The organism is Nocardia sp. NPDC058497 (genome assembly GCF_042720195.1).
In the GTDB taxonomy this organism is placed as follows: domain Bacteria; phylum Actinomycetota; class Actinomycetes; order Mycobacteriales; family Mycobacteriaceae; genus Nocardia.
The window spans coordinates 1-7,951 of the sequence record NZ_JBHXMY010000262.1; the positions used below are offsets into that span (position 1 = coordinate 1).

The 7,951-nt window shown below is 69.0% G+C and carries 7 protein-coding genes and 2 pseudogenes; 4 read left to right on the top strand and 5 right to left on the bottom strand.

Annotation, left to right across the window (positions count from 1 at the left end):
- Window positions 1-412, top strand: a pseudogene (locus ACFWPJ_RS18315) (hypothetical protein); the annotation flags it as partial.
- A gap of 124 nt (window positions 413-536) precedes the next feature.
- Here the strand turns inward: ACFWPJ_RS18315 and ACFWPJ_RS18320 are convergent.
- Together ACFWPJ_RS18320 and ACFWPJ_RS18325 are read right to left on the bottom strand one after the other, a co-directional pair.
- Window positions 537-1,013: a DUF6228 family protein gene (locus ACFWPJ_RS18320; RefSeq protein WP_378852814.1), complete on the bottom strand. Its 477-nt coding sequence runs from the start codon at window positions 1,011-1,013 to the stop codon at window positions 537-539.
- Between the two features lie 9 nt (window positions 1,014-1,022).
- Complete coding sequence (locus tag ACFWPJ_RS18325; RefSeq protein ID WP_378852816.1) at window positions 1,023-1,565, bottom strand: GNAT family N-acetyltransferase; 543 nt, start codon at window positions 1,563-1,565, stop codon at window positions 1,023-1,025.
- 282 nt (window positions 1,566-1,847) lie between these two features.
- On the opposite strand from ACFWPJ_RS18325, the gene ACFWPJ_RS18330 reads away from it, so the two are divergent.
- Complete coding sequence (locus tag ACFWPJ_RS18330) at window positions 1,848-2,021, top strand: hypothetical protein (protein WP_378852826.1); 174 nt, start codon at window positions 1,848-1,850, stop codon at window positions 2,019-2,021.
- Window positions 2,022-2,144: 123 nt separating this feature from the next.
- Here the strand turns inward: ACFWPJ_RS18330 and ptsP are convergent, their stop codons facing one another.
- Genes ptsP through dhaK form a run of 3 tightly spaced genes read right to left on the bottom strand, consistent with a single transcriptional unit; the run spans window position 2,145 to window position 6,276 of the window.
- Window positions 2,145-4,658, bottom strand: a complete 2,514-nt coding sequence (gene ptsP / locus ACFWPJ_RS18335) for a phosphoenolpyruvate--protein phosphotransferase (RefSeq protein ID WP_378852818.1) — start codon at window positions 4,656-4,658, stop codon at window positions 2,145-2,147.
- Window positions 4,655-5,275, bottom strand: coding sequence for a dihydroxyacetone kinase subunit DhaL (gene dhaL / locus ACFWPJ_RS18340; RefSeq protein ID WP_378852820.1), 621 nt, complete (start codon window positions 5,273-5,275; stop codon window positions 4,655-4,657). Before dhaL ends, ptsP begins: the two co-directional genes overlap by 4 nt.
- Window positions 5,275-6,276 (bottom strand): dihydroxyacetone kinase subunit DhaK, encoded by a 1,002-nt coding sequence (gene dhaK, locus ACFWPJ_RS18345; protein WP_378852822.1) that lies wholly within the window; start codon window positions 6,274-6,276, stop codon window positions 5,275-5,277. The genes dhaL and dhaK overlap by 1 nt, the downstream gene beginning before the upstream one ends.
- A gap of 212 nt (window positions 6,277-6,488) precedes the next feature.
- Between dhaK and ACFWPJ_RS18350 the strand changes: the two genes are divergently transcribed.
- Together ACFWPJ_RS18350 and ACFWPJ_RS18355 are read left to right on the top strand one after the other, a co-directional pair.
- Window positions 6,489-7,229 (top strand): IclR family transcriptional regulator, encoded by a 741-nt coding sequence (locus ACFWPJ_RS18350; protein WP_378852824.1) that lies wholly within the window; start codon window positions 6,489-6,491, stop codon window positions 7,227-7,229.
- Window positions 7,230-7,540: 311 nt separating this feature from the next.
- Window positions 7,541-7,951 (top strand): annotated as a pseudogene (locus tag ACFWPJ_RS18355) (ABC transporter substrate-binding protein); the annotation flags it as partial.

The window sequence follows — 7,951 nt, forward strand, 5'->3', positions numbered from 1 at the left end:
CGCACTCAAGGCAGCGGGCCTGGCCTACCGCAACCCCCAGACCATCCCCCCGATCCAGCACCTGCAACCGGTGCAGATGCTGCTGCCGAAGGTGGTGCTGCACAAGTTCGCACGCACCGCCAAGGCACCCGAATGCCTGTGCACCAATATGGGCCGCACCGCCCAGAACATCGCCGTCCTCGGCCCCCACCGGGCCCGCGACGTCATCATGCGCCCGGTCGTCAACCCCGGCCCGGTCGACCTGTTCCGCCAGGTAGAGGTAGGCGTCAACCTCGCCTTCTCCTGCGACGACGACACCGTCACCCTGGTCGTCACCGGCGGCGACCCCGACCGCTTCCCCACCCGCACCGCCCTCCAGGAACTCCTCGCCGCGGAATTTGCGGACTGGGGGTTGACCCCGCGCTTCTGGTGAGAACCCTCAGGCGGAAGGGATCGGGCAGGTCACTGCAGGAATTCGGCGAGCAGCTTCTCGACGATCTCAGGTTGGTCGTTCCATGCTGGAAAACCGGCGAAGGCGAGACAACGCTTCGCTGAGCTCAGGCTTCTTGGGTCAAATCCCATTCTGGGCCGAGGACCCGGTTGAGGTTCCTGGCAAGCTGCAGCATCTGTTCACCCGCCTCGAGCACGACGGTGGTGGAGGCCGTCCAGTTGCCGTCCGTATGCCGCCACGGCCTCACTGTCCATGTCAGGCTTGCATAGCCCCCAGAAGCGAAGACCGCCTCGACCCGCAAGTCGTGGTCCAGGCTCTCCCACACATAGGCGCCGTCCCAGCCGGTGAAGTCGCCAGTCAGGTCATCGAAGAACGAGACCAGATCGCAGTCGCCCATGACGGACAGTGTCACCTGGTGCACAGCGGCCAGTAGCCCAGGAGCCCCGATCCGGACGCAGACCTGGATCGAGTTGTCACCCCAAGGGTCGACCCGGTGCCACAGCCGAACCCATGTCCCGTCGCCTGGAGCGCCCAGGGATACTGCCATGCCCTCGTCTGCATCCTGGTCGCAGCCGCAGTCCATCACCGCATGCTATCCGTAATCCACGCTTCCCTGCCGGGTCTCGCCGACCTCGACCCAGTACCGCCGCGCAGGGCCGTGTGCGGTGTCGTGGATACCTTCGAGGATGCCGCCGTTGCGCTCGATCGTCTTCGCCGAGGCTACGTTGTCGATTGCGCAGATGGTCAGTACCCGGTCCAGGCCGAGTTCCTTTGACTCACCGAGCATTCGGCCCAGTGCCCACGTAGCCAGGCCTCGCCGCCGCGCGGACGGCCGGATGCCGTAGCCGAGATGGCCGAGATCGCTGAACTCGTGCCGCAGCGCAATCCCGCCGAGCACCCGGTCGCCGTCGACGATCCATCGATAGGTGCAGCGCACCCGGCCACCTTCCGTCACCTTCGCCGGATCAGAATCCTCAGCCAGGCACGTCACCCACGCCTCGAACCCGGCTCGCGAGTCCACCTCGTCGGACGGCCGCAGCCCGAAACCGTCCTCGTGAACGCCTGGCCCCCAGTCGTCACGCGCCTCGAGCCATGCGGTGTGCAGGCGTATGGTCGGTGCAATCAGGTCGGGCATGTCGCGACGATACCAACTCCGCGGTGCGGCAAACGGCCTGAGAAATGGGCCGATGAGGTCAACTCCGATGCGTTAATTCTCTTGGGGCAGAATCCCTTCCAGAGATGGAACCGAACATGGTTATCCCAAGCCGTCGGCGAACTCGACCTCTGCGATTGTGGGTCGACGTCAGTGGGGCCCCGCCACTGTGGGAATCCGATTTCCTTCGCCGTCATGTCCGCCAGTGGGACCCCGCGCTCCTGGTGAGGACCCGGCCGGTCCTCGACTCGCTATCGTGGAGTCGTGGGCATCATGGGCGAACTGTTTCCGGGCAAGAAGCTGCAGAACGAAGGCAGTGGTGACAGCGATGGCCAGGGCCACCATCCCGCGCTGGCGATCGATCTCGACGCGGGTGTAGTCCGCCTGTCCGGCCCCGGTAGGAACCCGAACCCATCGCAGGATTCCGACGACGACTGACCTGGAGCAGCGGCTGGTCACCAGCGGTCGCTGCCGGTGGCCGATCTGAGTTCGCAGTCGGGGGCGCCGGCGCAGCGCGTTGTACGGCCGTTTCCTCGCGACGACATCCAGGGCGGCGGTCGTTCAGGGAACCAGTGCTCTCACCTCCTCGGCTGACGAGCAGGTCAGCGCGCGGGTGGCGAGTGCACGGCACGATGTCGAATCCAGTTCCCGGACGGCGGCTTTCACCAGCGGGATCGATGGTGGGCCGACGCTGAGTTCGTGGACGCCGAGACCGAGCAGGACCGGGGCCGCGGCCGGGTCGGCGGCCGCTTCGCCGCAGACCGCGACTCGGGCCCGGCCCGTGGCCGCCCGGCTCACGGTGTCGATCAGATGCAGGACGCCGGGGTCGAGGGGGTCCGCCAGGGAGCCGAGGGCTTCGTTGCCGCGTTCGGCGGCCATGGCGTATTGGGTGAGGTCGTTGGTGCCGATGCTGAGGAAGTCGACGTGGCCGGCGAAGGCGGCGGTCTTGGCCGCGGTCGCGGGGACCTCCACCATGATGCCGATGTCCAGCGGAATGTCTTGTGAGACAACCTCACTCAGAATGTGGCGGGCCGCCAGGAGTTCCGACAGCTGGGTCACCATCGGGAACATCACTCCGACGGGGTGGTCGGCGGCGACCCGGCCGATCGCGGTCAGCTGATCGCGCAGCAGCTCGGGGCGCGCGAGGGTGAGGCGGATTCCGCGCATGCCCAGGAACGGATTCGCTTCGGGCGCCTGTTCGATGTAGGGCAGGGGTTTGTCGCCGCCGACGTCGAGGGTGCGCAGGATCAGTTTGCGCCCGTCGAGAGCTTCGGCCAGGGCGCGGTAGGCGTGTTCCTGTTCGTCGATCGATGGTGCGTCTGCCCGGCCGAGGAACAGGAATTCGGTGCGGACCAGACCGGCGAGGTCGGCGCCGTTGCGCACGGCGGCGGACGCGTCGGCGAGGTCGCTGATATTCGCCGCCACATGCACGGTAACGCCGTCGCGGGTGACTGCGGGCTTGCCTGCGGCCACCAGGGCGGTGTCGCGCTGATGCTGTTGCGCCACAGCACGTTCGGTGAACTCGGCCAGCACCGCCCGGTCCGGATCGATGACCAGCGCACCGGTTTGTCCGTCGAGCGCGACGGTGGTCCCCGCCGCGGTCTCCAGCACGCGCAGACCTGCGCCGACCACGGCCGGAATGCCGTGTGCGCGCACCAGAATCGTGCTGTGCGCGGTCGGGCTGCCGTTGGCCAGCACGATGCCGGTGACCTGTGCCGGATCCAGCGCGGCGGCTTGGGCGGGGGTGAGGTCGGCGGTGACGAGAACCCCTGCGCGGCTGACCAATCGCGTCGCGCGCCCTGTCAGTTCGACGAGTACCTGGTCGCGCACGGCCCGCAGATCACCGGCGCGCGCCCGCTGGTACTCGTCGGGCAACCGATCCAGTTCCGCCGCACCGTCATCGAGCACGCGAGCCCAGGCGAGGGCCGCGCCCGTCCCCGCGGCGATCCGGGAATGGACGGCGTCGAGCACTTCCGTGTCGTCCAGCAGCACCTGATGTGCTTCGAAGATGCCGGCGTCCGTCCCGGCTGTTACCCGCAGCCGGTCGATCTCGGCACGTACCGTGGCGATGGCGGCGTCGAGCCTGCGTCGCTCGACTGCAGGGGTCTCGGCTCGGCCGGGATCGTCGAGGTCGGCGGAGTCGAACTGCGCCGCGGCGAGCAGCCAGCTCGGCCCGATTCCGATACCGGGTGAAGCGGGCAGTGGGCCGGTCCCGCGCGTCACCGGCGCGACCTCGGCAACGAGGCCGGGTGCTTCGTCGAAATGCCGTGCGGCGAGGGCGAGTACCCGGTCCACGGCCTCCGCCGCGTCGGCGCCGGTCGCTGCGACTTCGAGGCGATGACCGGCCAGTGCGCCCAGCGCGGCGATCCGGCTCAGACTCGAGGCGGGCGCGGGACCGGTGCCCGTGGTGAGATTGCCCAGCAGCACGGAACTGTCGAGTCCGCGCACCGCCCCGACCAGCCGGGCCGCGGGCCTCGCATGCAGACCGTGCGGATTGTCGACGACGAATTCGGCCCGTGATACCGGGCCGGACTCGGCTACGGCGAACCCCCTGCCGTTCCACTCGATCTCGCGGGCGATTTCGGCGGCTCGCTGAACTTTTTCGCTCTCCGAACTCCCGGGCGGGGCACTCCCGGCACCAGCACCAGCACCAGCACCAGCACCAGCACCAGCACCAGCACCGAGGTGAGTCTGCTTGCCCGCCAGCGCATTCGATGCCTCGGCCGCTACCTCGTCCAGATCAGCCCCACCCGCCGCCGACACCGCGGCCGCGATCAGACCTTCGACGAACGGCGCCGCGCACAGCCGAACCCGATGATCCCCCGCCAGCAGATCCAGCGCGAGTTCGGCCGACAGCACCGCACTACCCATATCCATCAGCACCAGCACCCCGTCGCCGCTGTCGGCGGCGCCGATGGCCTCCGACACCGCGACGGCGTCGGTCCCGAAGGTCTGCTCGTCCAGCCCGGCCGCGATCTCGATCCGCACCGGCTGCCCATGCAGCATCTCCCCGGCCAGCACGACCGCCGCGAGTGCGAGCGTATGACTGTGCGAGACCGCGACGATCCCGATCACCGCAGCGCGTTTCCAGCCGCGGCGACCAGTAAGGTCGCGCTGGTCGCGCCCGGATCCTGGTGTCCCGCACTGCGTTCCCCCAGGTACGAAGCACGGCCTTTACGGGCGACAAGCGGGATGGTCGCGTCGCGCCCGGTCGACGCGGCGGCCAGCGCGGCATCCAGTGCCACCGCCAGGTCTGCTCCGGCGGCAAGCTGCTCGTCGAGTGCGTCGGCCGCGGGCACGAGCGCGTCGACCATCGTCTTGTCCCCCGATTCGGCCTTGCCCCGGGCGACCACGCCGTCGAGACCAGCACGGAAGGCCGCGGCGAAGGTCGGCCCATCGAGCTCGCCGTCACCGGTCGCGGTGGCACAGCGCAGGAAGAACGTGCCGTAGAGCGGTCCGCTCGCGCCGCCGACGCTACGAATCAGAACCATGCCGGTCTGTTTGAGCACCGCACCGGCGGTCGGCTGCGGATCGTCATCGAGCGCGACGACGACGGCCGCGGTACCACGCCGCATATTGCTGCCGTGGTCGGCGTCACCGATGGCGGCGTCGAGCGCGGTGAGTTCGTCGACGTGTTCGTCGATCAGCGCGGCGAACGCGCGCAACCACCGGGTCGCATCAATCGTCGTCATCAGACGCCCCAGCGCAGGGCGGGCGTGCGCACCGGCTCGTCCCACAGTGACAGCAGGTCGTCGTCGAGCTTGGTCAGCGTCACCGAACAGCCCGCCATCTCCAGCGAGGTGATGTACGGGCCGACCAGCGAGCGCGCGATCTCGACACCGTGCGCGGCGAGGATCCGGGCGACCTCGCCGAACACGACGTACAGCTCGAGCAGCGGCGTGCCGCCCAGCCCGTTGACGAAGCAGATCACCTGGTCGCCCCTGGCGAACGGCAGGTCGGCGAGGATCGGCTCGACCAGCATCGCGGCCACGTCCTTCGCCGGCGCGAGTGCCGTGCGGCGGCGCCCCGGCTCGCCGTGGATGCCGACACCGATCTCCATTTCGTCCTCGCCGAGCGCGAAGGTGGGCTTGCCGGCGGCGGGGACCGTGCACGAGGTCAGCGCCATTCCCATGCTGCGGGTGTGCTCGTTCACCGTGCGCGCGACCTCGGCCACCGCCGCCAGCGGTCGGCCCTGTTCGGCCGCTGCCCCCGCGATCTTCTCCACCACCACGGTCCCGCCGACACCGCGACGGCCCGCGGTGTACAGGCTGTCCTGTACGGCGACGTCGTCGTCGACGATCACCGACAGCACCGTGGCGCCGGTCTCGGCGGCGGCCAGTTCGGCGGCCATCTCGAAGTTCATCACGTCACCGGTGTAGTTCTTGACCAGGTGCAGCACCCCGGCGCCCGCGTCGACGGCGATGGTCGCGGCCACGATCTGGTCGGGCACCGGCGAGGTGAAAACCTCACCGGCACAGGCGGCGTCGAGCATGCCGAGGCCGACGAACCCGCTGTGCAGCGGCTCGTGCCCTGACCCGCCGCCCGAGAGCAGCGCCACCTTGCCCGGTGTCGGCGGCTCGGCGCGCAACACCAGCCGGTTGTCCAGGTCGACCCGCAGTTCCGGATGCGCCGCGGCAAGACCGGACAGCGCGTCGTGGATCACCGTCGCCGGATCATTGATCAGCTTCTTCATCTGCGCTCTCCTCAGATGGCCCGTGGGATCGATTCTGCCTGGGTCTCCTGACCCCGCGAGCGATTCCCCGAAAGGGCACCCTCGACCGGCGCGCCGCCCGCGCCCGTTTCCGCAGGCCGGTGCCCTCGAATTCCGCTACCGCTGCGCGGAAGCATTGCGCCTGGTCACGACAGTGGCGATAGTTCACGGCACCCGTCGAGAGGGAGTCCGCCATGACCACCACCGAACCGCCGCGTTCCGGCGCGCAAGCAGTCGACCGCGCGGTGCACGTGCTGAACTGCTTCCACGGGGGCGATCCGGAGTTGTCGCTGAGCGAGCTGGCGCAGCGATCGGGACTGCCGGTGAGCACCACGTTCCGGCTCGCGCAGGCCCTGGTGCGCGGCAGGTTGCTCGAGCAGGACCCGGCCACCGACCGCTACCGGATCGGGCACGGTCTGGCCTGCCTGGCCAGACCCGCGCTGTCGCGGCTCGGTCTCGATGCCGCCGCGCCGCATCTGTACGCGCTCGCCGCCGGCATCAAGATCACCGTCAGTCTGAGTGTGCCCGACGCGGAGGAAGCACTCACGGTCTTCCAGGCGCGGCCACCGGTGTCCTTCTGCCACAACCAGATTCCGCGGGAACGACGACCGCTCACGGCCAGCGCAGTCGGCCACGCGCTGCTCGCGCACACACCGGCCAGGGCCGATCGCGGCACCGGCGAACTGTTCGACGCCGTGCGCAGGCGCGGGTTCGCGGTGGAGGAGATCGATAGCGAGGAACCGATCCGGGCAATCGCCGTCCCGGTGCTCGGGCCCGACAAGCAGGTGTGGGGCGCGCTCGGTGTGCAGGCGCGCGCGGTGCGCCTCGAGCGCGATCTCGTGCGCGCCGTCGTGCCGGCGATGCACCAGATCGCGGTGCGGATCGGTCCGTATTTTCACACCGCCGCCGCTGGTGCTGGATTCGACTCACCATGATTTCCACGATGCGAAAACGCGATTGCCCGGTCGATAATGACAGGCGCACTATGGAATTCGATGCGGCGCACCCTTCGTCGCAACGGTAAGGAAAGTCTCGACATGATCGAATCCCCCGCGCTCGTCCGCCGCCGAACGGTGGACCTGATGCGCCTGTCTCCCGGATTCTGTCGCAGCTGACAGCGTGGCGGCATTCTCCGTCGCCGATTCGCCTTTCTCGTTTCCCGGTAATCCGTTCGCGCGGATCGTCGCGGCATGCGCCCGTGTGCCCCGCCGCCCGATCACGCGTGCCGTCGAAAGAATCCCGAATCATGTTGTCCACCATCTTCCGACGACGTCCGCTGCGTGCGCTCGCCGCCGCGCTCGTCGCTCCCGCCACCCTCGCGGTGGTCACCGCGTGCGGCGGCGCCGAGGCGCCGACTACCGCCGACGGCAAGACCGTGCTGCGCTATCAGGGCCAGACCGGCCTGGTCACCACCTACGAACTCGCCGACAACCTCGGCTACTTCAGCAAGATCAGCTTGCGGTGGGAGGGTGACACCACCAGCGGACCGGCCAATATCCAGGCCGCCGCCACCAAGCAGATCGAATTCGGCAGCGCGTTCAACGGCGCGGTGGTCAAGCTCGCCGCCGGTGGCGCCCCCGTGCAGTCGGTACTGAGTTCCTACGGTTCCGACGCCAAGTCCTACACCGCCAACTACGTCCGCGAGGACACCGCCCTC